The 25896-nt window shown below is 57.2% G+C and carries 25 protein-coding genes and 1 tRNA gene; 25 read left to right on the plus strand and 1 reads right to left on the minus strand.

Annotated elements, in window-relative coordinates; genetic code table 11:
* Window positions 1-57: 57 nt before the first annotated feature.
* The 13 genes from BM035_RS14585 to secF all read left to right on the plus strand — a co-directional run bounded on the left by BM035_RS14585 (window position 58) and on the right by secF (window position 13536).
* Window positions 58-810, plus strand: a complete 753-nt coding sequence (locus tag BM035_RS14585) for a flagellar basal body rod protein FlgF (protein WP_014576887.1) — start codon at window positions 58-60, stop codon at window positions 808-810.
* 82 nt (window positions 811-892) lie between these two features.
* The gene (flgG, locus tag BM035_RS14590) at window positions 893-1681 is read left to right on the plus strand and encodes a flagellar basal-body rod protein FlgG (protein WP_014576888.1); all 789 of its coding nucleotides are present in this window, start codon (window positions 893-895) and stop codon (window positions 1679-1681) included.
* Window positions 1682-1709: 28 nt separating this feature from the next.
* Window positions 1710-2402 carry a flagellar basal body L-ring protein FlgH gene (gene flgH / locus BM035_RS14595; protein WP_373274848.1) on the plus strand — a complete coding sequence of 231 codons (693 nt, stop codon included), beginning with the start codon at window positions 1710-1712 and terminating at the stop codon, window positions 2400-2402.
* On the plus strand, window positions 2399-3496 hold the full coding sequence (locus BM035_RS14600) for a flagellar basal body P-ring protein FlgI (protein ID WP_092032810.1): 1098 nt from the start codon (window positions 2399-2401) through the stop codon (window positions 3494-3496). The genes flgH and BM035_RS14600 overlap by 4 nt, the downstream gene beginning before the upstream one ends.
* Window positions 3497-3504: 8 nt before the next feature.
* The gene (flgJ, locus tag BM035_RS14605) at window positions 3505-4491 is read left to right on the plus strand and encodes a flagellar assembly peptidoglycan hydrolase FlgJ (protein WP_092032813.1); all 987 of its coding nucleotides are present in this window, start codon (window positions 3505-3507) and stop codon (window positions 4489-4491) included.
* A 5-nt stretch (window positions 4492-4496) separates the two neighbouring features.
* Window positions 4497-6527: a flagellar hook-associated protein FlgK gene (gene flgK / locus BM035_RS14610; RefSeq protein ID WP_092032816.1), complete on the plus strand. Its 2031-nt coding sequence runs from the start codon at window positions 4497-4499 to the stop codon at window positions 6525-6527.
* Between the two features lie 18 nt (window positions 6528-6545).
* Window positions 6546-7784 carry a flagellar hook-associated protein FlgL gene (gene flgL, locus BM035_RS14615; protein ID WP_092032818.1) on the plus strand — a complete coding sequence of 413 codons (1239 nt, stop codon included), beginning with the start codon at window positions 6546-6548 and terminating at the stop codon, window positions 7782-7784.
* Between the two features lie 82 nt (window positions 7785-7866).
* Window positions 7867-7953, plus strand: a tRNA-Leu gene (locus BM035_RS14620).
* Window positions 7954-7988: 35 nt separating this feature from the next.
* Entirely contained in the window at window positions 7989-9092 is a 1104-nt protein-coding gene (gene queA / locus BM035_RS14625; protein ID WP_008174307.1) for a tRNA preQ1(34) S-adenosylmethionine ribosyltransferase-isomerase QueA, read from the plus strand.
* Between the two features lie 14 nt (window positions 9093-9106).
* Window positions 9107-10228 carry a tRNA guanosine(34) transglycosylase Tgt gene (tgt, locus tag BM035_RS14630; RefSeq protein WP_053115568.1) on the plus strand — a complete coding sequence of 374 codons (1122 nt, stop codon included), beginning with the start codon at window positions 9107-9109 and terminating at the stop codon, window positions 10226-10228.
* 29 nt (window positions 10229-10257) lie between these two features.
* Window positions 10258-10620 carry a preprotein translocase subunit YajC gene (gene yajC / locus BM035_RS14635; RefSeq protein WP_053115014.1) on the plus strand — a complete coding sequence of 121 codons (363 nt, stop codon included), beginning with the start codon at window positions 10258-10260 and terminating at the stop codon, window positions 10618-10620.
* Window positions 10621-10715: 95 nt separating this feature from the next.
* Window positions 10716-12590, plus strand: a complete 1875-nt coding sequence (secD, locus tag BM035_RS14640) for a protein translocase subunit SecD (protein ID WP_092032821.1) — start codon at window positions 10716-10718, stop codon at window positions 12588-12590.
* Window positions 12583-13536, plus strand: coding sequence for a protein translocase subunit SecF (gene secF, locus BM035_RS14645; RefSeq protein ID WP_053115016.1), 954 nt, complete (start codon window positions 12583-12585; stop codon window positions 13534-13536). Before secD ends, secF begins: the two co-directional genes overlap by 8 nt.
* Window positions 13537-13619: 83 nt before the next feature.
* On the opposite strand, the gene BM035_RS14650 is transcribed toward secF, so the two are convergent.
* Complete coding sequence (locus BM035_RS14650; protein ID WP_053115017.1) at window positions 13620-14420, minus strand: inositol monophosphatase family protein; 801 nt, start codon at window positions 14418-14420, stop codon at window positions 13620-13622.
* A 183-nt stretch (window positions 14421-14603) separates the two neighbouring features.
* Between BM035_RS14650 and trmJ the strand changes: the two genes are divergently transcribed.
* From trmJ to bamB, 12 genes are all read left to right on the plus strand, one after another.
* Window positions 14604-15467 (plus strand): tRNA (cytosine(32)/uridine(32)-2'-O)-methyltransferase TrmJ, encoded by an 864-nt coding sequence (gene trmJ, locus BM035_RS14655; protein WP_092032824.1) that lies wholly within the window; start codon window positions 14604-14606, stop codon window positions 15465-15467.
* Window positions 15460-16233 (plus strand): serine O-acetyltransferase, encoded by a 774-nt coding sequence (gene cysE / locus BM035_RS14660; protein WP_053115569.1) that lies wholly within the window; start codon window positions 15460-15462, stop codon window positions 16231-16233. The genes trmJ and cysE overlap by 8 nt, the downstream gene beginning before the upstream one ends.
* A 78-nt stretch (window positions 16234-16311) precedes the next feature.
* Complete coding sequence (gene iscR / locus BM035_RS14665) at window positions 16312-16809, plus strand: Fe-S cluster assembly transcriptional regulator IscR (protein WP_008174321.1); 498 nt, start codon at window positions 16312-16314, stop codon at window positions 16807-16809.
* Between the two features lie 22 nt (window positions 16810-16831).
* The gene (locus BM035_RS14670; protein ID WP_092032826.1) at window positions 16832-17980 is read left to right on the plus strand and encodes an IscS subfamily cysteine desulfurase; all 1149 of its coding nucleotides are present in this window, start codon (window positions 16832-16834) and stop codon (window positions 17978-17980) included.
* A gap of 68 nt (window positions 17981-18048) precedes the next feature.
* Window positions 18049-18477, plus strand: a complete 429-nt coding sequence (gene ndk / locus BM035_RS14675) for a nucleoside-diphosphate kinase (protein ID WP_008174325.1) — start codon at window positions 18049-18051, stop codon at window positions 18475-18477.
* Window positions 18478-18540: 63 nt separating this feature from the next.
* Window positions 18541-19653 (plus strand): 23S rRNA (adenine(2503)-C(2))-methyltransferase RlmN, encoded by a 1113-nt coding sequence (gene rlmN / locus BM035_RS14680; protein ID WP_092032828.1) that lies wholly within the window; start codon window positions 18541-18543, stop codon window positions 19651-19653.
* 74 nt (window positions 19654-19727) lie between these two features.
* Entirely contained in the window at window positions 19728-20501 is a 774-nt protein-coding gene (gene pilW, locus BM035_RS14685) for a type IV pilus biogenesis/stability protein PilW (protein WP_008174329.1), read from the plus strand.
* Window positions 20491-21528 (plus strand): RodZ domain-containing protein, encoded by a 1038-nt coding sequence (locus BM035_RS14690; protein ID WP_008174331.1) that lies wholly within the window; start codon window positions 20491-20493, stop codon window positions 21526-21528. Before pilW ends, BM035_RS14690 begins: the two co-directional genes overlap by 11 nt.
* A gap of 35 nt (window positions 21529-21563) precedes the next feature.
* The gene (gene ispG / locus BM035_RS14695; protein WP_092032831.1) at window positions 21564-22682 is read left to right on the plus strand and encodes a flavodoxin-dependent (E)-4-hydroxy-3-methylbut-2-enyl-diphosphate synthase; all 1119 of its coding nucleotides are present in this window, start codon (window positions 21564-21566) and stop codon (window positions 22680-22682) included.
* A gap of 49 nt (window positions 22683-22731) precedes the next feature.
* Window positions 22732-24012: a histidine--tRNA ligase gene (gene hisS, locus BM035_RS14700; protein ID WP_075267707.1), complete on the plus strand. Its 1281-nt coding sequence runs from the start codon at window positions 22732-22734 to the stop codon at window positions 24010-24012.
* Window positions 24013-24064: 52 nt separating this feature from the next.
* On the plus strand, window positions 24065-24721 hold the full coding sequence (locus BM035_RS14705; RefSeq protein ID WP_064228076.1) for a YfgM family protein: 657 nt from the start codon (window positions 24065-24067) through the stop codon (window positions 24719-24721).
* The gene (bamB, locus tag BM035_RS14710) at window positions 24721-25893 is read left to right on the plus strand and encodes an outer membrane protein assembly factor BamB (RefSeq protein WP_092032834.1); all 1173 of its coding nucleotides are present in this window, start codon (window positions 24721-24723) and stop codon (window positions 25891-25893) included. The genes BM035_RS14705 and bamB overlap by 1 nt, the downstream gene beginning before the upstream one ends.
* Window positions 25894-25896 lie beyond the last annotated feature (3 nt).

Raw genomic sequence — 25896 nt, forward strand, 5'->3', positions numbered from 1 at the left:
TGGCATGACTCCTGCAGGAAGACTGGAAACAGTCAAAATTCCGGCAGGAGTTTTCCCATGGACAAAGCCCTCTACATCGGTATGTCTGGCGCCAAGCAGAATATGCTGGCCCAGCAGGCCCATGCCAATAACCTGGCGAACGTCAGTACCACCGGCTTCAAAAAAGACTTCGCCCAGGCCCGCAGTATGCCTGTCTACGGGGAACACCACCCGACTCGTGCCTATGCCATGACAGAGAGGCCTGGCACGGACCTGTCCGCCGGGGCATTGATGGAAACCGGGCGCAAACTGGATGTGGCTGTGGAAGGTGAGGGATGGCTTGCCATTCAGAACGATCAGGGCGAGGAAGTCTTCACCCGTAGTGGCAGTCTCCAGGTGGATGTCAACGGCCTGGTGCGGCTTGCCAATGGCGAACTGGTGCTTGGTAACGGTGGGCCGGTCGCGCTGCCTCCTTTTGACAATGTCGAGATTGGCGCCGATGGCACTGTCTCAATTGTTCCTGTCGGTGGGCCACCGGACCAGCTGGTTGAAGTGGACCGGCTGAAGCTGGTCAGCCCGCCGCCGGAAGCCCTCGAGAAAGGTCTTGACGGACACATGCGCCGAAAGCCGGATCAGGCTCTGGATGGGCCCGAGCCACCGGATGCAAACCAGCGGGTTGCCTCAGGATTCCTTGAAAGCTCCAACGTGAACGCGGTGGAAGAGATGATCTCCAACCTCCAGCTGTCCCGGCAATACGAGATGCAGGTGAAGGTAATGACCACTGCGAACGAGAATTCCGAAGCAACGGCACGGCTGTTGCAGAACCTTTAAGTAACGACTGAACACATTGGCCTGGCGGGCCTGAAGCGGCAAAAAATGGCCGCCTGACAGCCCCCGGCAAGGAGTAAGCAGCATGCATCCAGCACTATGGGTCAGCAAGACCGGGTTGAGCGCTCAGGACACCAACATGTCCACCATTTCCAACAACCTGGCGAACGTCAACACCACTGGCTTCAAGCGGGACAGAGCCGTGTTTCAGGATCTTCTGTACCAGATCAACCGGCAGCCGGGTGGTCTGACAACCCAGAACTCGGAACTGCCTTCTGGCCTGCAGTTGGGCACCGGTGTGCGGGTTGTGGGTACGGCCAAGCAATTTTCCCAGGGCAACCTGCAGATTACCGAGCAGCCCCTGGACATGGCCATCAATGGCCGTGGCTTCCTGCAGGTGCAGTTGCCTGATGGCCAGATCGCTTACACCCGCGACGGCCAGTTCCAGCTCAACGCTGATGGCGATGTGGTGAACCCGGATGGCTACCCTCTGGAGCCCGCCATCAACGTGCCGGAGAACGCCACCAATATCACCATTGGTAAAGATGGCACCGTGACGGCGGTAACGGACGATCAGGCAGCACCGGTAAACCTGGGCCAGATTACGTTGGTGGATTTCATCAACCCCCAGGGCCTGCAGGCCATCGGCAACAACCTGTTCAAGGCGACCAACGCGAGTGGCGATCCTGCCGAAGGTGAACCCGGGCTGGCCGGACTCGGCAGTATCGAGCAGGGCTCCGTGGAGTCGTCCAACGTTGAGGTGGTGGAGGAGCTGGTGAACATGATTACCACCCAGCGTGCCTACGAGATGAACTCGAAAGTGGTTTCCACAACCGACCAGATGCTCCAGTTCATCACTCAGAACATCGGCTAATGCGGCCAGAGGTGAGGTCATGAAACTGATGACAACCCATAGGACAGTGCGAAGCGCCAGCACTCTGGTGATTGTGATGCTTCTGATCCTGTTGCAGGGGTGCACAGCGATGAGTCGCCCGCGGGCAGTTCCGGATGACCCGGAGTTTGCGCCGGTTCGCCCCCAGGCCATGATGCAGCGTGATAGCGCTTCGGGGTCTATTTACCAGGTCTCCCGAAACTACAACTTCTACGGCGATACCGTGGCGTTGAACGTGGGTGATGTGCTGACCGTGAATCTGCAGGAATCCACCAGCGCCAGCAAAAATGCCGAGACCAGCATCACCAAGGACAATGAAACGACCTTGCCGAACCCGACCATTCTGGGCAAGGACAACTTTGGGATAAACACGTCGTTCAACCACGAGCGGGATTTCCAGGGCGCGGCAGAAGCAGATCAGAGCAACAGCCTCGCCGGCAGCATCACGGTTACGGTGACCGAAGTATTGCCTAATGGTGTTCTTCGTATTCGTGGCGAGAAATGGCTGTCGTTGACCAATGGTGATGAATACATCCGCCTGACGGGTCTGGTTCGCCCCCAGGATATCCAGCCTGATAACACGGTGGCATCCAATCGCATTGCGGACGCCCGGTTCGCCTATGGAGGCACTGGTGATTTTGACCAGGCAAACCAGATGGGCTGGCTGGCTCGCTTCTTCAACAGTGAGTGGTGGCCGCTATGAGCTTGCGCCGTGTCATTGTCTGGGTTCTTGCCCTGGCTGTGGTTTCCGCCCCGGTATTGGCGGATCGCCTGAAGGATCTTTCCCGAATCAAGGGTGTCCGCAACAACCAGTTGGTGGGGTATGGCCTGGTGGTTGGTCTTGATGGAACCGGTGACAAGGCGCCGTTTACCAATCAGACCTTCAGGAACATGATGAACCAGTTTGGCGTGACGCTTCCGGAAGGCGTCAACCCGAATCTCGCCAATGTCGCGGCCGTTACGGTGAGTGCGACATTGCCGCCCTTCGCCAAAGCGGGGCAGGAAATCGACATCACTGTGTCGTCCATCGGCAACGCCGACAGTCTGCGCGGCGGAACCTTGCTGATGACGTCACTGAAAGGTGCTGATGGACAGGTCTATGCCATGGCTCAGGGCAGTCTGGTGGTGGGTGGCTTCGGCGCACAGGGGCAGGACGGTTCTCGAATCACCGTGAACGTTCCCAGCGTTGGGCGGATTCCCAATGGTGCCACGATTGAGCGGGAGGTGGCTTCGCCATTCAATCAGGGCGACACCATCACCTTCCATCTGTTGCGCCCGGATTTCACAACGGCTCGCAGGGTGGTCGAGGCTGTTAATGATCGTCTCGGCCCGGATATGGCTTATGCCCACGACGCCACGTCGATTTCCGTCCGCGCACCGCGAGACCCTTCCCAACGGGTCAGCTTTCTGTCGATTCTCGAAAACATCGAGGTTGATCCGGCTCAGGATGCCGCGAAAGTGGTCATCAACAGCCGCACCGGCACCATCGTGGTTGGCCAGAATGTTCAGGTCAGTGCAGCAGCCGTTACTCACGGCAATCTGACGGTGACCATTCAGGAAAACCCCAACGTGGAGCAGCCGAATCCCTTTGCCGGTGGAGACACCGCCATTGAGCAGGATTCCCAGATTGCCATTACCGAGGAGCCGGCACGGATGTTCAAGTTCGGCCCCGCCGTCACCCTGAACGAGATCGTTCAGGCCGTGAATCAGGTGGGTGCGGCGCCGGGTGATGTCATGGCGGTACTTGAAGCCTTGAAACAGGCCGGTGCACTGCGCGCCGAACTGATCGTTATCTAGGTGGCGTGATGCAGGACTACAAGGTTCAACAGGCCCAGGTTTACACCGACTTCAACGGTCTTAATGCGTTGAAGGCCCAGGCTCGCACTGATAAGGAGTCCGCTCTTCGAGAGGTGGCGCGCCAGTTCGAGAGTCTGTTCCTGTCTGAAATGTTGAAGTCCATGCGCAAGGCCGGTGATGTCTTTGCTGAGGGCAACTACCTGAAGAGCAATCAGTCCGAGCTCTACCGGGATATGTTCGACAGCCAGATGAGTCTGACCATGGCTGGGGGCAAGGGCAGTGGCCTTGCGGAGGCACTGGTCCGGCAGTTGAGCAAACAGATTCCCGGCATGAACGATGAAGGAGGCAGGCTCGCTGGCCACAAGGCGAGCCTTGCGGATTACGACCGAAGCCTGCCCGCCCTGAATGCCGAGCTACCCGAGCGGGTTCGGGAGGTAACGTCTTTTGCACAGAAAGCGCCTTCAGCAGTGACGTCGACACCCTCGGACTTGCCGCATCAATTCGAATCTCCGGAGCATTTCGTGGCAGAGCTGCTGCCGGTGGCCGAACGGATTGCCCGGGACTCGGGAATAGACCCGAAACTGATGGTAGCCCAGGCGGCCCTGGAAACAGGCTGGGGCCGGCATATGATCCGTGGGGAGCAGGGCGAGCCCAGTTTTAACCTCTTCGGCATCAAGGCCGACAGCCGCTGGCAGGGTGATGCGGTCTCCATTACCACCACGGAATATCGGGAAGGGCTGCCCATGAAAGAGCAGGCCAACTTCCGGGCCTACAGGGATTACGAATCCAGCTTCCGGGATTATGTCTCTTTCCTGGAATCCAACCCCCGATACCGGGACGTCCTGTCGGTAGCAGACCAGCCTGAGGTTTTCGCAGAGAAGCTGCAGGAAGCCGGCTATGCAACCGACCCCAACTACGGCAACAAGATCCGCCAGATCATGAACCGTGACTCACTGATGACGCTGTCCATGGGCAGTGACGGGATGAAGGAGTAAAGCTTATGGCAGGGCTCATAGGTATTGGTCTGACCGGCATCCTCAGTCAACAGGCCGCACTGAACACCACTGGCAACAATATAACCAACGCCAACACGCCGGGTTACAGCCGCCAGGAAGTGCTGTTTGAAACCCAGGAAGGCCAGCGCACTGGTGCCGGCACCATAGGCAGCGGCGTGAACGTGGCGGACATTCGCCGCCTGGCCAACGAATACCTGGTTCAACAGGTGCGTGAAGACAGCACCCTGTACGGAGAGCAGGAGGCCCTTAATTCGGAGCTGACCAGGCTTGATAACCTGCTCGGGGGTGAATCTACCGGCCTCAGCAATGCACTGAACAACTTTTTTGCGAGCCTTCAGAATGCCGCGGAAGATCCCACTTCCTTGCCACAGCGCCAGTTGGTCCTGAGTGAGGCACAGCAGGTTGTAAACCGTTTCCAGGCCCTGAACCAGGAATTCATCCAGCAGCGGGAATCCATCAAGACCCAGATGCAGCAGGGTGTGAAAGACGCGAATACCCTGCTGAAAAGCATTGCGGAGCTGAACCTGGCGATTTCTGAATCACCCGGCATTGCCCAGGGGCAAATGCCCAATGAATTGTTGGATAAGCGGGATGAGAAACTGCGGCAGCTGTCGGAGCTTATTAGCATAAAAGTCAGCCCGGCAGACGGTAGCCAGGTTAACGTGTCTCTGTCGAACGGTTTGTCCCTGGTGGTTGGCAGTAACGCTTCGACCCTCGGCACCCGGGAAAATGCCGAAGATCCGACACGTCTGGAGTTCACACTGAGCAACGGTGGACGCCTCCTCAATATTGATGAACAGATCACCGGCGGCAAGCTGGGTGGCCTCCTGCGTTTCGATACCGAAGGTCTGAAACCGGCATTCGATGAGCTTGGCAGGATTGCCATTGCCCTCTCCGACACCATGAATCACCAGCATGAAATCGGGATGGATCTGGAGGGCGAACTCGGTGGGCTGTTCTTCACAGATATCAATTCGCTCGAGGCGCAACGGAGCCGCGTGGTCCCCAACGGAAATAACGCGCCCTCGACCAACGGACAGTTGGCCGTCGAGATAACCGACAGTTCGGCGCTTCCGGCAGGCCGCTGGACTCTCCAGTTCAGTGGCGATGGGCGAAGCTACGAGTTGATTGATCAGGGTACTGGAAGAACCGTCAATCAGGGCCGGTTGCCCGATCCGCCCCAGTCTGAGATTTCCATGCCCGGTTTCAACATCCGGGTGGAGGGCGGCACGTTCAATGCCGGAGACAAATATCTGATTCAACCAAGCCGGAATGCGGCGGAGAGCATTGGGCTGGTGGTCAATCGGGAGGAGGATCTGGCTTTCGCAAGTCCGGTTCGTGCTACCACCGGCGATGACAATATCGGAACCGGCAAGATTGATCAGGGCACCATGCTTAACGTCAGGAACCCGTTCACCAACTCCCTGTTGCCCGCGTTCCAATCGACCGGGCAACTGGCGAACGGGCCAATTACCGTAACATTCGACGATCCGGGAACCGGCCTGGTGTTCACGGTTACGGACGGCGGTGGAAACCCGATAGGTCCGGCAAACCGGCCCTACACGCCGGGCGTTGCCAATGAGCTGTTCAGCGACAATCCGGCGGATGGTGCCGAGTACCAGGGTTTTCAGTTCAAGATAACGGGCCAGCCGGCTGACGGTGACACCTTCGAGATCAATTACAACTCCAACGGTGTTTCGGACAACAGGAATGCGGAACTGCTGGCGGCGCTTGGCACGGCCAACACGCTGAATGGTGGTAGCCAGAACTTTTCCGAAGGCTATGCGGGGCTTGTTGAGGATATCGGTGTTAAAACACGCCAGAGCCAATTGGATGTGGATGCCGGCAAAACCCTTCTGGAGCAGTCGACCAATCAGCGGGAATCTGTATCCGGCGTTAACCTGGATGAGGAAGCCGGGCGCCTGATCCAGTATCAGGCCGCCTATAATGCCTCGGCCCAGGTAATGTCGGTAGCCCAGGATTTGTTCAATACCCTGTTACAGAGTTTCCGGTAACGGTTGAGGTGATGTGACATGATCAGAATTTCATCACAGCAGATTTTTTCAGGCGGTATTAATCGGCTCCAGGAGCTCAATACCAGCCTGAATAACACCCAGCAACAGATCTCGACTGGCCAGAGGGTAAACAAACCTTCCGACGATCCGGTCGCTGCGGCGCGCATTCTGAAGCTGGATCAGGAGCTTTCGCGGGTTGAAACCTATCAGCGCAACGTCGACCTGGCGGACAACCGTCTGAAACAGGAAGAAAATGCTCTTTCAAGTTCGATCGATGTGATTCAGCGGATCCGGGAGCTGACGGTTCAGGCGGGTAATGGGTCATTGTCGGCCAACGACCGGCGGTCGATTTCTTCGGAGCTGGAGGAACGCCTGGGGCAGCTCGCCAATATTGCCAATACCCGTGATGCCTCCGGCGAATACATCTTTAGTGGATTCCAGGGCTCGGTAAAGGCCTTTGAGCAGGATCCCTCAGGCAGTTGGATTTACCAGGGCGACGAGGGCCAGCGAGTCCTCGAAATTGATGATGGTGTCACCGTTCCGATCAGCGATAACGGCAAGGACATTTTCGTAAGAGTTCCTGCGGCCATCACCGGCGAACACAGCACGGTGAGCACGCCGGGCGCTTCTATTACAGGCGTCAAGCTGGTTAACGAGGCAGATCTGGCTGCCGCCTACCCCAACTCGTTCCCGGACGATATTACAGTGGAGGTCGTCGACGTTGGAGCGCCGAATCCACCGGAGTTAAGGGCGTTTGATAGCCAAGGAAATCCATTGTCGGTTGATCCCCTTGTTTACGAGAGCGGCGAGCCGTTCACAGTTGCGGGTGTAGAGGCAACAATTACTGATGCTGTGCCTGGTGCGGGGGATGTGTTTACGCTGAAGATCAACGAAAAACAGTCGGTGTTCGGCACCATTGAGAACCTGATTTCCGGTTTGAACAACATCGACAAGAGCAGTCCGGATGGGCAGGCCCAGTACGACGACCTGATTGCTAATTCCCTGATCAACCTCGATAACGCCCAGGAAAGCATTATCCTCAAGCAGACGGAGTTGGGTGGCCGGATGAACGCGGTGGAATCGACCAAGACCTTCCTTGAGGATTCTTCGGTGTATACCAATGAAATCCGGTCCCAATTACAGGATGTGGATTACGCAGAAGCGATCAGTAACCTGAGTTTCCAGAGCTTCGTGCTGCAGGCGGCTCAGCAGTCGTTTGCGCAGGTTTCGCAACTGTCATTGTTCGACAGATTGTAAATATCCGAGCCAGCGGGCAGTTGTGTCCGCTGGCTTATTGCTTTCGCGATTAAGCTCAGTATAATCCCCACCACTCTCCGATGGCGGCGTGGTGAAATTGGTAGACACGACGGATTCAAAATCCGTTGGGGTAAAACCCGTGGCGGTTCGAGTCCGCCCGCCGCTACCATCTTCTTTCCTTCGGCGTCGTTAACAGTCCATTCCATGAATGTCTCCGATTTTCATTTTGACCTGCCGGACGAATTGATCGCCCGCTATCCGCTCAAAGATCGCAGCGCGTCCCGGCTACTTTGTCTTGATGGTCTCTCCGGAAAGCTCAATCACCGGATTTTCAGTGAACTTCCTGACCTGCTTCAGCCCGGCGACCTGTTAGTGTTCAACGACACACGGGTGATACCGGCGCGGCTTTTTGGCAAAAAGGAAACCGGTGGCCAGGTTGAAGTGCTGGTTGAGCGGGTGACTGGAGAGCATGAAATCATCGCCCATGTTCGTGCCTCCAAGGCTTTGAAGGATGGCCAGAAGATTATTCTGGAGGACGGTACCTGCATGCGTATGTCGGGCCGGGAAGAAGCGCTGTTTCATCTGGTGTGTGAAGCTGAGGAACCAGTGCTCGACGTGCTGGAGCGCATTGGCCATATGCCACTGCCGCCTTACGTTGATCGACCGGACGAATCCACTGATCGGGAACGTTACCAGACCGTTTATGCCCGGGAGGCCGGCGCCGTTGCTGCACCGACGGCGGGGCTGCATTTCGATGAGAGTCTGCTTGAAAAACTGGCCGCCTGTGGAATTGAAAGCACGTTTGTGACGTTGCACGTGGGTGCCGGGACCTTTCAGCCGGTTCGGGTGGACAAAATCGAAGATCACACCATGCACAGCGAGGTGGTGAATGTCCCCCAGGACGCCGTTGACGCGATCGAGCGGACCCGCGCAAGGGGAGGGCGCGTGGTTGCGGTAGGCACCACGTCAGTTCGCTCCCTTGAGTCTGCCAGTCGGGGCGGTCGGTTGCGGCCGTTCACTGGTGAGACCGATATCTTTATTTACCCGGGGTATCGCTTCCAGACCGTCGATGCCCTGATTACGAACTTCCATTTGCCGGAATCCACCCTGATCATGCTGGTCAGTGCGTTCGCCGGCTATGACAATGTGATGGCGGCCTACCGGGAAGCGGTAAAGGAACGCTACCGCTTTTTCAGTTACGGCGACGCCATGTTTATTACCGGGCAGGAACCCAGCCGTGGCATGTTGCTGGGCTCAGCCGTGGAATCCAATGAAGCCGGTACCGATAATGCCGGGGAGGCCTTGTGACACAAACCTGTTTCATGTCGTTCGAAAAACTGGGAGAGGATGGGCGTGCCCGTCGTGGCCGCCTGACGTTCCCACGGGGCACCGTTGAAACCCCTGCATTCATGCCTGTCGGCACCTACGGCACGGTGAAGGGTATGCTGCCCCGCGATATCCATGAAATCGGGGCAGAGATCATCCTGGGGAACACCTTTCACCTGATGCTTCGGCCCGGTACTGAGGTGGTCAAGGCCCATGGCGACCTTCACGATTTCACACAATGGCATGGGCCTATCCTGACCGACTCCGGCGGTTTCCAGGTGTTCAGTCTGGGTGAGATGCGCAAGATCACCGAGGACGGGGTTACCTTCCGTTCTCCGGTAGATGGTTCGCCGGTGGAGCTGTCACCGGAGATTGCGATCCAGGTGCAGCGGGATCTCGGGTCGGACATCGTTATGATATTTGACGAGTGTACGCCTTATCCGGCCACCGAGCGTCAGGCAAAAGATTCCATGGAACTGTCGCTGCGATGGGCGCAACGGAGCAAAGATGCCCACGAGGGGAATCCTGCGGCGTTGTTCGGCATCGTTCAGGGCGGTATGTACGAAGGCCTGAGGGACCGCTCTCTGGAAGGGCTTACAGAGATCGGCTTCGATGGCTACGCCATTGGCGGTCTGTCGGTTGGCGAGCCCAAGGAAGACATGATCCGGATTCTCGACCACTTGCCGCCGAAAATGCCGGAAGACAAGCCGCGGTACCTGATGGGCGTGGGCCGGCCGGAAGATCTCGTCGAGGCGGTACGTCGCGGTGTCGACATGTTCGACTGTGTAATGCCTACCCGCAATGCCAGGAATGGCTATCTATTTACGTCAACCGGGATCGTAAAAATCCGCAATGCCCGGCACCGTCATGACACCGCGCCGCTGGACGATCGCTGCGACTGTTATACCTGTAAGAATTTTTCGAGAAGTTATCTTCATCATCTGGATAAATGTGGAGAAATGCTTGGCTCACAACTGAATACCATCCACAACCTCCGGTTCTACCAGAACCTGATGGCTGGATTGCGTGGGGCCATTGAAGCAGGTACATTGTCGGACTTTGTAACCGACTTCTATGCTCTGCGCGGAGAGACCGTTCCGCCCCTGGGCAATGTTTGATCTATTCGCTAAACCAACGGAGATATTCAATGAAAGCTATTAAAATGCTCGTTGCCGGCCTTTTGGCTCTGATGCCTGCTCTTGCCATGGCGCAGGACCCGGCTGCTCAGGGAATGGGTGTTATGGGCCAGGTGATCTTTTTCGCCGGCTTCATCCTGATTTTCTACTTCCTGATCTGGCGCCCGCAGTCCAAGCGTGCGAAAGAGCACAAGGCTCTGATGTCCGGCCTGAATAAAGGTGATGAAGTTGTGACCTCTGGTGGTGTTGCCGGCAAAATTACCAAGGTGACTGACGATTTCATCGTTGTGGAAGTTGCTGACAACGTAGAGATCAAGGTCCAGAAAGTAGCCGTTGCTGCGGCGCTGCCGAAGGGCACGCTCAAGGACATCTGAGCGGGGGCCATTTAGCCGGCCATCCCTGGTGGCCGGTTTGAATCTTCCTGGCTGAAACACCAAGTCTGGCCGCTAGGCCGGCTACAAGGGATCCCATGCTGAACAAGTATCCGCTTTGGAAAAACCTGGTTATCCTGGTCGCGCTCGTGATCGGGTTTATCTACGCTTTGCCCAACCTCTTCCCCGACGACTACGCCATCCAGATTACCGGCGCCCGCAGTAGCACCGCGGTGAATGCCGGTGTGCTCGACAGGGCCGTTGGTGTGCTGGAAAGCCGGGGCATCGAGGTGAAAAGCAGTACTCTTCAGGATCGGGATGCTCTGATCCGTCTCACCAACTCTGAAGACCAATTGCAGGCCCGTCCCCTGGTGCAGGCTGCTCTTGGAAACGAATACCTGGTTGCACTGAATATGGCCGCCTCCACGCCCGGTTGGCTGAAGAGCCTGGGTGCCGGCCCGATGAAGCTGGGTCTGGACCTTCGTGGCGGTGTCCACTTCCTGTTGGAAGTCGACATGGAAACCGCAGTCAGCCAGCGTCTGGATGCCATGTCTGGCCAGATCAAGCGGGAGTTGCGGGAAGAGCGGATCCGCTATCGTGGCGGAGATGTTCAGGATAACCGCGAGATCGTTCTCAGCTTTCGTGATGAAGCCTCCCGCACCGAAGCGTTCAACATGGTGCGTGACCAGTACAACGAATTCCTTCTCGATGAGCAGACCGAGGGTGATGAATTCCTCCTCGTCCTGACGCTCTCCGAGGCTGAGGTCACTGCGATTCAGGACTATGCTCTGGAGCAGAACCTCACAACGATCCGTAACCGGGTGAATGAGCTCGGTGTTGCTGAGCCCCTCGTTCAACAACAGGGTGCCGACCGGATTATTGTTGAGTTGCCTGGCGTACAGGACACCGCACAGGCCAAGCGCGTACTTGGTGCAACCGCGAACCTTGAGTTCCGCATGGAGGCCCGCCAGGACGCCCCCAGCAGCGAGACCGAGGAGTTTGGTTTCCGGGATCAGCCACAGCGCACCGCGCGCCTCGAGCAGGAGGTGATCGCGACCGGTAACAACGTGGCCAATGCCCAGCAGGCGTTTGACGAAAACGGCCAACCCCAGGTCAATATCACCATGGATTCCGTCGGTGGCGACCTGATGAACCGGGCCACCCGCAATGCTATTGGCCGCAGGATGGCCGTGCTGTTCATCGAGTACCGCACGGAAACCGAAACCAGAATGGTAGACGGCGAGCCTCAGGAGGTGGAGAACCGCGTTGTGGAGAAAGGCATAATCAGCCTTGCCACAGTGCAATCCGCTCTGGGCAGCAGTTTCCGGATCACCGGGCTTGATTCCATTCCGGAAGCCGCAGAACTGGCGCTGCTCTTGCGCGCCGGTGCACTTGCCGCCCCGATGTATTTTGTTCAGGAGAGGACCATTGGTCCGAGCCTCGGCCAGAAAAATATAGACGCCGGCATGATGTCCGTTGCGCTTGGCTTCGGGCTGGTGCTGCTCTACATGCTTGTCTACTACCGCGGATTTGGCGTGGTAGCGAACATTGCGCTGACACTGAACCTGATGCTGCTCGTTGCGTGCATGTCGATCCTCTCGGCGACACTGACCCTGCCAGGCATCGCCGGTATCGTTCTGACCGTCGGTATGGCGGTGGATGCCAACGTGCTTATCTTTGAGAGGATAAAGGAAGAGCTGAAATCGGGCGTGCCGCCCCAGACGGCCATCAACTCCGGTTATTCCCGAGCCTTTGTTTCCATCTTTGATGCAAACATCACCACATTGCTGGTTGCCGTGATTCTTTTCGCAATGGGTTCCGGCCCCGTGAAAGGGTTTGCGGTGACACTCTGCATCGGGATTCTGACGTCGATGTTCTCTGGCCTGATGGTCAGCCGGAGCATCGTTAACATTATTTACGGCGGCCGCAGGGTCGAGAAGCTGTCGATCGGAGGAAAGCTCGCCAATGTCTGAAGATCAAAAGCAACCGTTTGATTTTATGGGTTTGCGGAAGATTGCTTCCGTAATTTCCATCTCGCTGATCGTTGTGTCTATCGCGCTGTTGGCCATCCGTGGCTTGAACCTGGGTATGGATTTCACCGGCGGCACCTCTGTTGAATTTGAATATGCAGAGGCTCCGGAACTGGATGAAATCCGCTCCAGGCTGACGGCTGCCGGCTACGAACAGTTTTCTGTTCAGAACTTCGGGGCTGACACCACGGTATTGGTGCGCATGGCTGAAGCTGACAATGATCAGCTGGCACCTGAAGTTACCCGAACCCTCGAGGAGGGGGGCGCGGAGCTGGAATTGGTAAGCTCCGAGTTTGTCGGTTCCCAGGTTGGTGAGGAGCTCAAGGAGGACAGTGGCCTCGGATTGCTGATTGCCCTTGCAGTGGTGCTGATTTACGTGGGTATGCGCTTCCAGTTCAAATTCGGTATTGCCTCGGTGGTGCCTCTGGCTCACGACGTCATTATCGTTCTGGGTGTATTTGCGTTATTCCAGTGGACCTTCGATCTTACCGTTCTGGCTGCGTTGCTTGCGGTCATTGGTTATTCTTTGAACGATACCATCGTTGTTGCTGACCGCATCCGGGAGAACTTCCGCAAAATGCGTGTGGGTGAGCCCTGGGATATCATCAACGAATCCATTCATCAGACCATTGCACGCACCATCAATACATCCGGGACAACGCTTGTCGTGCTTTTTGCGTTGTATTTCCTGGGTGGTGAGGCAATCAACAACTTCGCCCTGGCTCTGATTATTGGTGTGGTCGTCGGTACCTACTCTTCCATATACGTGTCTGCGAATCTGCTGATGGTGATGGGCGTGTCTCGAGATGACCTGATCGTGCCGGCAAAAGAAGGCGCGGAAAATGCCGAAGAAGAAGAGCAGCCGCCGGAGTGGCTGAACCGGATGTAATCGTAGTTGTTCCCCGATTTCCGGGCATAAAAAAACCGCCACACAATGTGGCGGTTTTTTTGTGTCTCAGAGAGCCCGGGAGTTCAGCGGGGCAGACGGCCCCGGAACGGATGCAGGACCTTGAGCACTTCGCGGAACAGCTTCGGGTTTGCAACCACCAGCTGGCGGGCGTTCCCGGTGGACGGATTGCCCGAGAAATCACCGGTCAGGGCACCGGATTCCATGGCCAGAGTGACGCCAAGATCCAGCTCGGCTGCTTCCGGACGGAAGATGATGGCTGCGTCCATCAATCCGGCGGACACACGGGCGATATCCAGCACCACGCAGCCGGAGGTACGGAACATACCGGAATCCCTGGCCAGTACAGCGGCCATTTCGCCCCAGAGCATCGGATCCTCGCTCTTTCGAGCCTGGTCCAGCAGGTTGGTAGCGATGGCGGCTTTCTCCGGAAGCTTGATTTCCGAAGCGCGCACGCGGCGGCTGTTGAGCGCCGCACCATGGCCTCGGCTGGCCGAGTATTCCTCGCCGGTAACGGGGTTAACCAGCAGCAGGTTTTCAGTTCGGTTATTCTTTTTCTGGGACAGGGCCAGAGCGAACTCCGGAATGCCCCGCAGGAAATTTTCACGGCCCAGGACAGGGAAAATATGCCAGCTCTTTTCGCTGGTTCCGGCATCCGCTTCGTTCAGGGGCGCGATGCTGTGGTCCTTGTAGGCTTTTTCGAGCTGTTCGGCAAAATTGTCATAAATAGATTGCTCAACCCGTTCCAGCTGACGACGGCGTTCTGAGTCGTCCTTGCCGGTAGGTTCCTGGCGCTCGAAATGGGCTTTCAGATAATCAGACCCCTGACGCGCGACGCGCAGGGCCATTTTAATAGCTGGTTGCATCTGAGTGTTCATTATCCGGGTGTGTGAAGGCCGGGTATCATAGCAAAAGATCACCCCGCTTGTATGTTTTTTGACTCAGCAATAGCACGAATAACCAGAGGTTACGGGTACTCCGGAGGGGCAGGGTGCCTTTGCTTTCTGCTATCATTGCCGCCCTGATCAATAACCTTGGGCCTGCTAACAATGCATAAAAGCGCACTTCCACAGGAAGGGACGGAAACATTCCAGGATCAGATCCGGATCGTTCTGGTTGAGACATCCCATTCAGGCAATATCGGCGCAGTCGCCCGTGCCATGAAAAATATGGGGCTCGGCAACCTGTGGCTGGTCAACCCGTCTTCGTTTCCGGACGAGGCTTCATACGCCCGTGCGGCGGGGGCTTCAGATGTGCTTGATAGCGCCCACGTGGTGTCTTCGCTCGATGAGGCGCTTGCCGACTGCGTTCTGGTAATGGGTACCAGTGCCCGGGGCAGAAAAGTCCCCTGGCCGGTGTGCGCCCCGCCCGAGGCTGCGGCCGCGGCCGCAGAGCACGCCGGCAGTGGCCCGGTGGCCATGGTGTTCGGCAGGGAGAACCATGGTCTCAGCAACGATGAGCTGCAGCGTTGTCATTATCATATTCATATTCCCTCCAATCCCGATTACAGCTCTCTCAACCTGGCCATGGCGGTGCAGGTCATGTGCTATGAATTGCGGATGTATTACCTCCGAAGCCTTGAATGCGGTGAGGGAAGCCCATACTTAAAGTCGATGACCCGGCCCGGGGACGAAGGATGGGATGTGCCGCCGGCGAAAGTCCACGATGTTGAGGGCTTCTTCGGGCATCTTGAGCAGGTGCTTATCGATGTTGATTTCCATCGGCGGGAGAACCCCAGGCAGCTTATGACGCGCTTGCGGCGGCTGTTCCAGCGAGCCAGACTTGATCAGATGGAGATCAATATCCTCCGGGGCATCCTCACCGCTGTGCAGAAAGCGTCGGGCACACGGAACAACAGCAAATCAACCGAGGCCGATACTGCGGCGACGGAACAGGACAATGGCCATGTTTGAGCGTTTGCGGGAAGACATTAACAGCGTGTTCCATCGGGACCCCGCCGCCAGGAATACCTTTGAAGTGCTCACCAACTATCCCGGTTTGCACGCACTGCTTTTCCATCGGTTTTCCCATTGGTTGTGGAGTTTGGGATTGAAATGGCTTGCGAGGACCATTTCGACGATCGCCCGTTGGCTTACCGGCATTGAGATTCATCCGGGTGCAACCATTGGTCGTCGCTTCTTCATCGACCACGGCATGGGTGTTGTTATTGGTGAGACTACGGTGATTGGCGACGACGTAACCCTCTATCAGGGCGTTACGCTGGGCGGAACCAGCTGGAACAAGGGTAAGCGGCATCCCACGATTGGCAACAGTGTGGTGGTTGGTGCCGGCGCCAAGATTCTGGGGCCTTTTGAAGTAGGCGAGGGTGCCAAGATTGGTTCAAACTCGGTGGTTACCAAGGCAGTGCCAGAGGGAGCAACCGTTGTAGGTATCCCTGGCCGCGTTATTGTCAAACGCCAGGGCGAAGACGATGCCCGCCGCAAGGAGATGGAAGAGCGAATGGGCTTCGATGCATACGGCGTTACAGAAGAAATGCCGGACCCCGTCGCACGGGCCATGCGCTCGTTGCTTGATCACATGCATGCCGTGGATGACCGCATAGAGAATATGTGCAAGGCGTTGCGCAAGGTGAACAGTGAATACCAGAATGGCGAACTGCCACCGCTCCACGAGGAGGATTTCGATTGCGTGCGAGACGACGAAGAGGTGCGGCGCTGAATACTTGACTGAAATGGTTGGTCAATTCATACTCTGTTCTGCATTTTTGAGATTCAATCCCGCCATGGGGCTGACGCTATGAAGTTGACCACCAAAGGCCGCTATGCCGTTACGGCAATGCTGGATCTGGCTCTGCATGGAGACCAGGGGCCGGTGAGTCTGGCCGATATATCGGCGCGTCAGGAAATCTCACTGTCCTACCTGGAGCAGCTTTTCTCCCGTCTCCGCCGCCAGAAACTGGTTGTCAGTATTCGCGGTCCCGGTGGTGGATACAGGCTCAGTCGTCCTGCGGCTGATCTCTACATTGCCGAAGTTGTTGATGCCGTCAGCGAATCGCTGGATACCACCCGGTGCGGCAACAAAGGCGATTGCCAGAATGGCGAGAAATGTCTGACCCACCACCTCTGGTCTGATCTCAGTGATCAGATTCATCAGTTTCTCAGCGAGATCAGTCTCGGAGATCTGATGAGGAAGCATGAAATTCGCCAGGTTGCGGACCGGCAAAATCGCCGCCAGTCCGACAGTGGCTCTGAAACCATCAATACCGAACGCCTGTCCGATCAGGCGCCGGCCTGACACCAACAAGTTTCCGGAATCCATGAAAAAGCCCGTTTATATGGACTACGCGGCCACCACGCCCGTTGATCCAGCCGTTGCTGATGAAATGATGAAATACCTCACGCTGGATGGTGTATTCGGTAATCCGGCATCCCGCACCCACGCCTATGGTTGGCAGGCAGAAGCCGCAGTGGAAGCTGCACGCAAGAAGGTCGCCAGTCTCGTTCACGCTGATCCGCGGGAGATTGTCTGGACCTCGGGGGCAACGGAATCAGACAACCTCGCCATCAAAGGGGCGGTTGCCGGCCGGCAGGGCGCTCATATCGTTACCTCCAGGATCGAGCACAAAGCGGTTGTTGATACCTGCAAGTGGCTGGAGCATCAGGGTACTGAAGTCACCTGGCTGGAGCCGGCAGCCGACGGAACCATCGGTTTTGATCAGGTGTTGGACGCGCTCAAGGAAAATACCGTGCTCGTCAGCCTGATGTTGGTGAACAACGAGCTTGGAACAATCAATGATATTGCCGCCATTGGTGCCGAATTGCGCCAGAGAGGCATTCTTTTTCACGTAGACGCCGCCCAGGCCGCCGGCAAGATGGCAATTGATGTTGGCTCCATGCCGGTGGATCTGCTGGCGCTTTCCGGCCACAAGGTTTATGGCCCGAAGGGCGTCGGCGCCCTGTACGTCAGGCGGTCGCCAGATGTTCGTATTGAGGCGCAGATTCATGGTGGTGGCCATGAGCGAGGAATGCGCTCCGGAACGCTCCCCACCCATCAGATTGTCGGAATGGGGAAGGCGTTCGAGATCGCCCAATCCGCGCTTGAACAGGAAGTGGAGGAGCTGGAAGCCCTGCGGGAGGCGTTTCTTTCGGGGCTCCGGCCTCTCGAGGGTGTCACTCTCAACGGCAGTGAATCCCGGCGCGTCCCGGGCATAATGAATCTTTCCTTTGAAGGCGTCGATGCGGAGTCCCTCATGCTCGGCCTTCGGGATCTGGCGGTATCCTCCGGTTCGGCCTGCGCTTCAGCCACGGTAGAGCCCTCATATGTGCTTCGTGGCATCGGGTTGAGTGAACAGCAGGCCCATCGTGCGCTGCGCTTTTCCATCGGCCGCTACACCACGAACGAGGAAGTGGCGTTTGCCAGCGCGCAAATAGTTGATGTTGTTAGTCGCCTCCGCGCAGTGCGGTAGGAAGTTTGCCCCGGACTGCGTATAATCGCAGGCCAGAATTTTAACCATCCACAAACTGGAGAAATACCATGGCAACTGAGCGCACGCTCTCGATTATCAAGCCCGACGCGGTCGCAAAGAACGTGATCGGCGAAATTTACAGCCGCTTCGAGAAAGCTGGGCTGAACATCGTTGCTGCCAAGATGATGCACCTCACCCAGGAGCAGGCAGAAGGCTTTTACGCAGAGCACAAAGAGCGTCCGTTCTTTAACGACCTGGTTGCATTCATGACCTCCGGTCCGGTGGTTGTGCAGGTTCTGGAAGGTGAAGGCGCGATCCTTAAAAACCGTGACCTGATGGGCGCGACCAACCCGAAAGAAGCCGAGGCGGGCACTATCCGCGCTGATTTCGCATCGTCCATCGACGCAAACGCCGTTCACGGCTCTGATTCCGCGGCTTCTGCCGAGCGCGAAATCGCTTACTTCTTCAATGACAACGAGATCTGCCCGAGGGGTTGATTGCGTTGATCGGGGGCGATCATCCGGTCGCCTCCGAATTGATTATCTGATCGAGGTTATGAAATGACAGCGGCCGCTGAAAAAACCAATCTCCTGGGAATGCCAAAAGCAAAGCTCGAGGCCTTCTTCGAGTCCCTGGGAGAGAAGCGTTTCCGTGCCACTCAGGTTTTGCAGTGGATCCATCAGCGTGGCGCCGATGACTTCGATCAAATGACCAATATGAGCAAGGCGCTTCGGGAAAAGCTGAAGCAGGTTGCCGAGATCCGTGGTCCTGAGGTGGTGTACGACGAAACCTCCAAAGACGGCACCCGCAAGTGGGTGATGCGCATGGATAACGGCAACAGCGTGGAGACGGTACTGATTCCCGATGGCGAACGCGGCACACTCTGCGTTTCCTCACAGATTGGTTGCAGCCTGGACTGCACCTTCTGCTCCACCGGCAAGCGGGGCTTTAACCGTAATCTGACTGCGGCGGAAATCATTGGCCAGGTGTGGGTTGCGCGCAAGGCCTTCATGCCGTTTGAGCCGGGCCCCGATCGGCCGATTACCAACGTGGTCATGATGGGCATGGGCGAGCCCCTGCTCAATTTTGACAATGTCGTGGACGCCATGAACCTCATGATGGAGGATCTGGCGTACGGGATCTCCAAGCGCCGGGTGACCCTCAGTACCTCTGGCGTGGTGCCCGCGCTGGATCGCCTGTCGGAAGTTACCGATGTTTCACTGGCCATTTCCCTGCATGCCCCGAATGATGAACTGCGTAACAAACTGGTTCCGTTGAATAAAAAGTACCCGATCTCAGAGCTGCTTGCGGCCACCAAGCGGTATTTCGCCCGTTTGCCAGACAAGCGTAAGGCTACAATCGAGTACACCGTTATCGAGGGGATGAACGATCAGCCCGAGCACGCCCGGGAACTGGCGGTGCTGTTGCGGGATCTTCCGTGCAAGATCAACCTGATTCCCTTCAATCCGTTTCCGGAGAGCGATTTCCGGAGACCGAGTATGAATGCCACGCGGCGGTTCCAGAACGTTCTTAACGAAGCTGGCTACATCACCACCATCAGAACCACGCGGGGCGATGACATTGACGCCGCCTGTGGGCAACTGGTCGGGCGGGTCGAGGACAGAACCCGGCGGAGTCAGCGGTATATTCAGGTTCAGCAGGTGAATCCCTGAACCAGATACGTCTTGCAGCCCAATCGAGGAAGGGGACACCCGTGATAACACCACCAGCAAACCGACGTTCATTCGTGTTGGCCACCCTGTTGCTGACCCTGCTGGTTACAGGTTGCGTTACCACTACCGACAGTCGGTTTTCACGGGAAGCAGATCAGCAGGAAGCGCTCGATAACTATGTGAAACTTGCCACGGCCTATATTGGGCAGGGCAATCTTGAACGTGCACGCCATCACCTCGACAGGGCATTGAAACTGGATTCAGATGACCCGGGCGCCAGGGCTGCGATGGGGCTTGTCTATAACGCCGAGGGTGAGCCAGAACTGGCTGAGCGTAATTTCAAACAGGCTATTTCCGAGGATCCAGGGTACACACGGGCGCGGGTTTATTACGGAGCTTTCCTGTTCGGCCAGAACCGGATGGAAGACGCGCGGGATCAATTCCGTGCTGCGTCCCGGGATACCGGTTATCAGGATCGCGGCTCGGTTTTCTTTAACCTGGGCATGACCCAGGAGCGCCTCGGAGAACTGGAAGCTGCGGCCACATCCTATCGCCGCGCAGTGGAGCTGACACGAGGCGATGCACGTTCCCTGCTGGCGCTCTCCCGGGTGTCCGTAGAGACTGGCGACTACGACGACGCGGCACGCTATTACTCGCGACTGATTTCATTGATGCAGCGAAATCAGCGTCTGGTCCACTCACCGGAGAGCCTTCTTACCGGAATCCGCATTGCCCGCTTCTACAGTGATGAAAACCAGGAGGCGAGCCTTGCGCTTCAACTCAGAAACAAATTTCCGGAGTCAGTCGAATACCAACAATATAAGGTGCTGATTTCTAATGGCAACTGAAGAAAACTCACAGCCAGCTATGAAGGAGCCCGTAGGGCGGCAGCTTCAAAAGGCACGGGAGAAAACCGGTCTGAGTACCGGTGATGTCGCAGCAGCGCAGCATTTGCGTCCTTCGGTAATCCAGGCGATCGAGTCGGGAGATTACAGCCAGATTGACAGTGAACTCTTTCTGAAAGGGTATGTCAGGGCTTATGCAAAACAGGTTGGGCTGGACGCAGATGCAGTGATTGCCGACCTCGACCAGGAACTGGAACCCATTCGGCAACAGCGGGAACAGGAGCAGGAAGCCAATCCGCTGGTAGACATCGAACGTCGCAGACGTCGTAAACGTCAGCTTGCCAAGGCTCTGTTTTTCCTGGTGGTGCTGGGCATTGCCGGATACCTTGCTTTCACCTTTCTGGCTCCTTCACAGGGCCCGGCGCCTTCCGAGCCGACGACAGAACCGGAATCAGTGCCGGAGGAGCCTGCTCCTGCTGAAGCCGAGGAATCGGCTGCGTTGGCCGAGCCAGAGCGCTCCGAACCTGTGCTTGTTGCCAGTGCTGAAGAGTCGGAATCGGCAGTTATGGAGGCGGAGGCGCCTACCGTGCAGCAGTCTGAAACAGAAACTGAGGCTCAAGCGCCTGAAACTGACGTTGGTGAAAATCAGTTGCCTGAAAACACACTGGCTACGGACGATGGCGCGGCTGATGCAACCGAGCCTGTTACCGATCAGATTCCTGCGGTCGTCCAGACCCCCGAGCCGGTTCTGGAAGACCCGAATGGGCTGTCGGATGCTTCGGACAACGGTCGACTCCAGATTCGCTTCAGTGACGATTGTTGGGTGCAGATCAGTGACGCAGCCGGTAACCGCCTGGTGAATTCGCTCCAGCGTAACGGGGATCTGATTGATATCGAGGGGCCGACGCCCTTGAGGGTTGTGATTGGCGCAGTCGATGCGGTTGAATCCATCCGTTTCCAGGGCGAGCCAGTGGATATCGGTGGCTACCGGGTTGTTAACAACCGGTCAGAATTCACCCTGACAATCTGAAATTTGATCAAATTTTCCATATCGGTCAGTAAGACATGAAACAGGATTCCCCGATTATCAGACGCAAATCCCGCCAGATCATGGTGGGCAATGTTCCTGTGGGTGGTGACGCGCCGATTGCGGTGCAGAGCATGACCAACACCGAAACCTGTGACGTAGAGGCCACCGTTGGCCAGATCAAGGCATTGCAGGAGACAGGTGCGGACATAGTGCGTGTTTCCGTTCCGTCCATGGACGCCGCTGAGGCGTTCGGGAAGATTCGGGAGCAGGTTTCCCTGCCGTTGGTTGCCGACATCCACTTCGATTACAAAATCGCTCTTCGGGTAGCAGAACTGGGTGTTGACTGTCTCCGGATCAATCCTGGCAATATCGGCCGCGATGACCGCGTCAGTGCCGTGATCAGTGCGGCCCGGGACGGCAACATTCCCATTCGCATTGGTGTGAACGCCGGTTCGCTGGAGAAGTCTCTCCAGCGCAAATATGGCGAGCCGACGGCAGACGCGCTGGTGGAGTCCGCCATGCGCCACATCGATATCCTGGATCGTCATGACTTCCAGGATTTCAAGGTTAGCCTGAAAGCGTCGGAAGTGTTTATGACGGTCGATGCCTACCGTAAGATTGCCCAGCAGATTGAGCAGCCCCTGCACCTTGGCATCACCGAGGCCGGTGGTTTGAGATCCGGAACCGTGAAGTCCTCCATTGGCCTTGGCATGCTGTTGATGGACGGCATCGGTGACACCATCCGGGTATCGCTTGCAGCGGACCCCGTGCAGGAAATCAAGGTGGGCTTCGATATACTGAAGAGCCTGCGCCTGCGCAGTCGCGGTATAAACTTCATCGCCTGTCCCAGCTGTTCCCGGCAGAATTTCGATGTCATCCAGACCATGAATGATCTGGAAGCTCGTCTGGAGGATGTAAACGATTCTCTGGATGTGGCGATCATCGGGTGCATCGTAAACGGTCCGGGTGAGGCGAAAGTGGCGGATCTCGGACTTACCGGCGGGAGCCCCAAGAACCTCTTCTACATGGCGGGAAAGCCGAACCAGAAGCTGGACAACGCGACATTGACGGATGATCTGGAGCGCCTGATTCGCGAGGAAGTGGCACGGCGCAAGGAACAGGAAGATTCGATTATTGCCCGGTCAGACAACTGATTGTTTCCAGTTCCCGGCATAACCATCCAGAAAAAGTTAAGGGTTAACATTGGCAAAGATTCAGGCAATTCGCGGGATGAACGATATCCTGCCGGAGCAGACGCCGGTTTGGCAGTTTGTGGAATCCACGGTTCGCAGAGTACTGGCCCAGTATGGCTACCAGGAAATCCGCATGCCGATTGTGGAACAGACCGATCTGTTCAAGCGTTCGATTGGTGAAGTGACCGACATCGTCGAAAAGGAAATGTACACCTTTGAAGACCGCAACGGTGACAGTCTGACCCTCCGCCCGGAGGGCACCGCCGGTTGTGTTCGGGCCGCCGAAGAGCACGGTCTTCTGTTCAATCAGACCCGCCGTCTCTGGTACACCGGCCCGATGTTCCGGCACGAACGTCCGCAAAAAGGCCGCTATCGCCAGTTTCATCAGATTGGCGTGGAATGTTTTGGCATGAACGGTCCGGACATTGATGCCGAACTGCTCATCTTGACGGCAAGGCTCTGGAAAGAGCTTGGGCTTGCCGAGCATACCCGGCTTGAGATCAATTCCATCGGAACGTCGGAGTCCCGTCGGGTTTACCGGTCCGCCCTCGTGGATTACCTCGGTCAGTTCAAGGCAGACCTGGATGCCGATAGCCAGCGTCGCCTCGAATCGAACCCCCTGCGCATTCTGGATAGCAAGGATCCTTCCACGCGGAAAATCCTCGAAAACGCGCCCAGCCTTGACGACTATCTCGACGAAGAATCCCGCGAGCACTTCGAGCGCCTGAAGGCGCTTCTTGAGGCTGCAGGGGTGAATTATTCAGTGAATCCAGCGCTGGTGCGGGGCCTCGATTACTACGGCAAGACGGTGTTCGAGTGGATTACCGACAGCCTCGGCGCCCAGGGTACGGTGTGTGCAGGTGGTCGATACGATGGCCTGGTGGAACAGCTGGGTGGCAAGCCGACCTTTGCAGTGGGCTTTGCAATGGGCCTTGAGCGCCTTATCCTGCTGCTGGAAACGCTGGAACTGGTTCCTGAGCACGTAAACAGCAATGCCGATGTCTACGTAACGGCGATGGGCGAGGGCGCATTGGCGCCTGCGCTCGTTCTGGCTGAACAGCTCCGGGCAGCCCTGCCAGAGCGTGTGATTGTTTCCCATTGTGGCGGTGGCAGTTTCAAAAGCCAGATGAAAAAGGCAGACCGCAGTGGTGCCAGGTACGCGGTGATTCTGGGCGAGAACGAAGTGGCCAACGGCACCGCCGGGCTTAAACCCTTGCGAGCCGACGAGCCGCAGGCGGAGATCGCCCAGGACAAGCTTGCGGACACTCTGGCAGCGGCGCTGGCCAACTGAATCTGACCAAATTTACTGATACAAAAGCAAAAATTCGACAACAGGAGTCCCCATGGCAGAGTTGCGCACCGAAGAAGAACAGGTCCAGGCGATCAAGGACTGGTGGAAGAAAAACGGCAGTTCTCTGCTGATCGGCATTGGTGCAGCCCTGGCCATTGTGTTCGGCTGGCAGGCTTGGCAGAACCATCAGGCGCAGCAACGCACCGAGGCAGCCAACCAGTTTGCCAACCTCCTCAATGCCTTTAGTGACCAGGCCGATGAAACCAGCGGCGAGACCGTCGCTTTCGTCGCGCAGACCCTGCGGGAGGACTACACGGATAGCGCCTATGCGGTCTACGGTAACCTGATCCTCGCCCGTCAGCAGTTGATGCAGGAGGGTAACGCCGAAGCCGCCATTGATTCCCTGAAGTGGGCATTGGAAAAAACCGGAGAGCATGAGGCACTGGCGCTTGTGGTCCGTAATCGTCTGGCTCGTGCCCAATTCTCCGCAGGCCAGTACGAGGCTGCTCTGGCCACCATCGAGGGCGCCGGTGATGCCGATGCGTTTGATGCCATGTACTCCGAACTCCGTGGCGATATCCTGCTGGCGCAGGGTGACCGGGAGGGCGCACGTGAGGCCTACCTTGCCGCCCGTGAACAGAGCCAGCAGGGTCGTAGCGGTATTCTGGAGCTGAAACTGGCAGACCTCGGTGTCGGGGAGGATGCCTGATGCCGGTTCTCCGCGACAGCATCTCAAAGCGCGGACTTCTCCTGGGGCTGGCTCTTCTGGCCGCACTTTCCGGCTGTAGCGCGACCGATACGTTCGAACAACCTGTTCCGGTTCCCGAGATTGAGACGTCTGCCGAGTTCAAGAGAGTCTGGAGCATGTCCGTGGGCGACGGTCATGATGGTGATTTTCTCTACCTGGCACCTCTGAATACCGGGGATCTGATCTACGCCGCATCGGCGAATGGTGAGATTTACGCCGTGGCCTCGGATTCCGGCAAGGTTGTCTGGGAATCTGAATTTGAAGAGCGCATCTTCTCGGGCCTCGGTGGCGATGGGCAGAACCTCTATCTGACCACCGAGAACGCCGATCTGGTGGCGCTATCCCGTGAGGACGGCTCCGAGCTGTGGCGCCAGTCGCTGCCCACCGAAGTACTGTCGTCGCCCCAGTCCAACGGCTCCCTGGTGGTGGCCCATACGACGGACGGCAAGGTGTTGGGATTCAGTGCCACCGATGGTGAGAAACTCTGGCAGTACGACGGCACGGTTCCGGTTCTGTCCATGAGGGCTGCTGCGGCGCCGCTGGTCGGTGGAGACGTTGTCATTGCCTCCTTTGCCAGTGGCAAATTGATCGCTCTGGCGGCAGCCTCGGGGCAACCCATGTGGCAGTATGAAGTGGGCCAGCCTCAGGGGCGCACCGAGCTTGAAAGGCTGGTTGACGTGACGGGGCAGCCCCTGGTCATTGAGACCGCCGTCATGGTGGTTGGCTACCAGGGCAAACTTGCCCTCGTTGATATTCGTACCGGGCAGGAGATCTGGAGCCGGAAGGCATCCAGCCTCTATTCCCCGATGATTGGTGGCGGCGAGATCTATCTGGCCTCGGCCAATGGCGACATTGTTGCTCTGAGAGGCTCTGATCGTCGGGAAGTCTGGACCCAGGATCGTCTGGCCTGGCGGCAGCTGACCCAGCCAATAGTTTATGAAGACTATCTGGTGGTCGGCGATTTTGAAGGCTACCTGCATGTCATTGACCGTGAGGATGGCAAGCTGGTTGGCCAGCTGGAGTTCGACGATGAGGGTATCCGCGTACCGGCACAGCGCCTCGCCAATGGTAACCTGCTGGTTTTTGGCAACAGCGGAAAGATGGCCGTATTCCAGGTTAAGCCGCAGGATTGATCC

Source organism: Marinobacter sp. DSM 26671 (assembly GCF_900112835.1).
Taxonomy (GTDB): domain Bacteria; phylum Pseudomonadota; class Gammaproteobacteria; order Pseudomonadales; family Oleiphilaceae; genus Marinobacter; species Marinobacter flavimaris.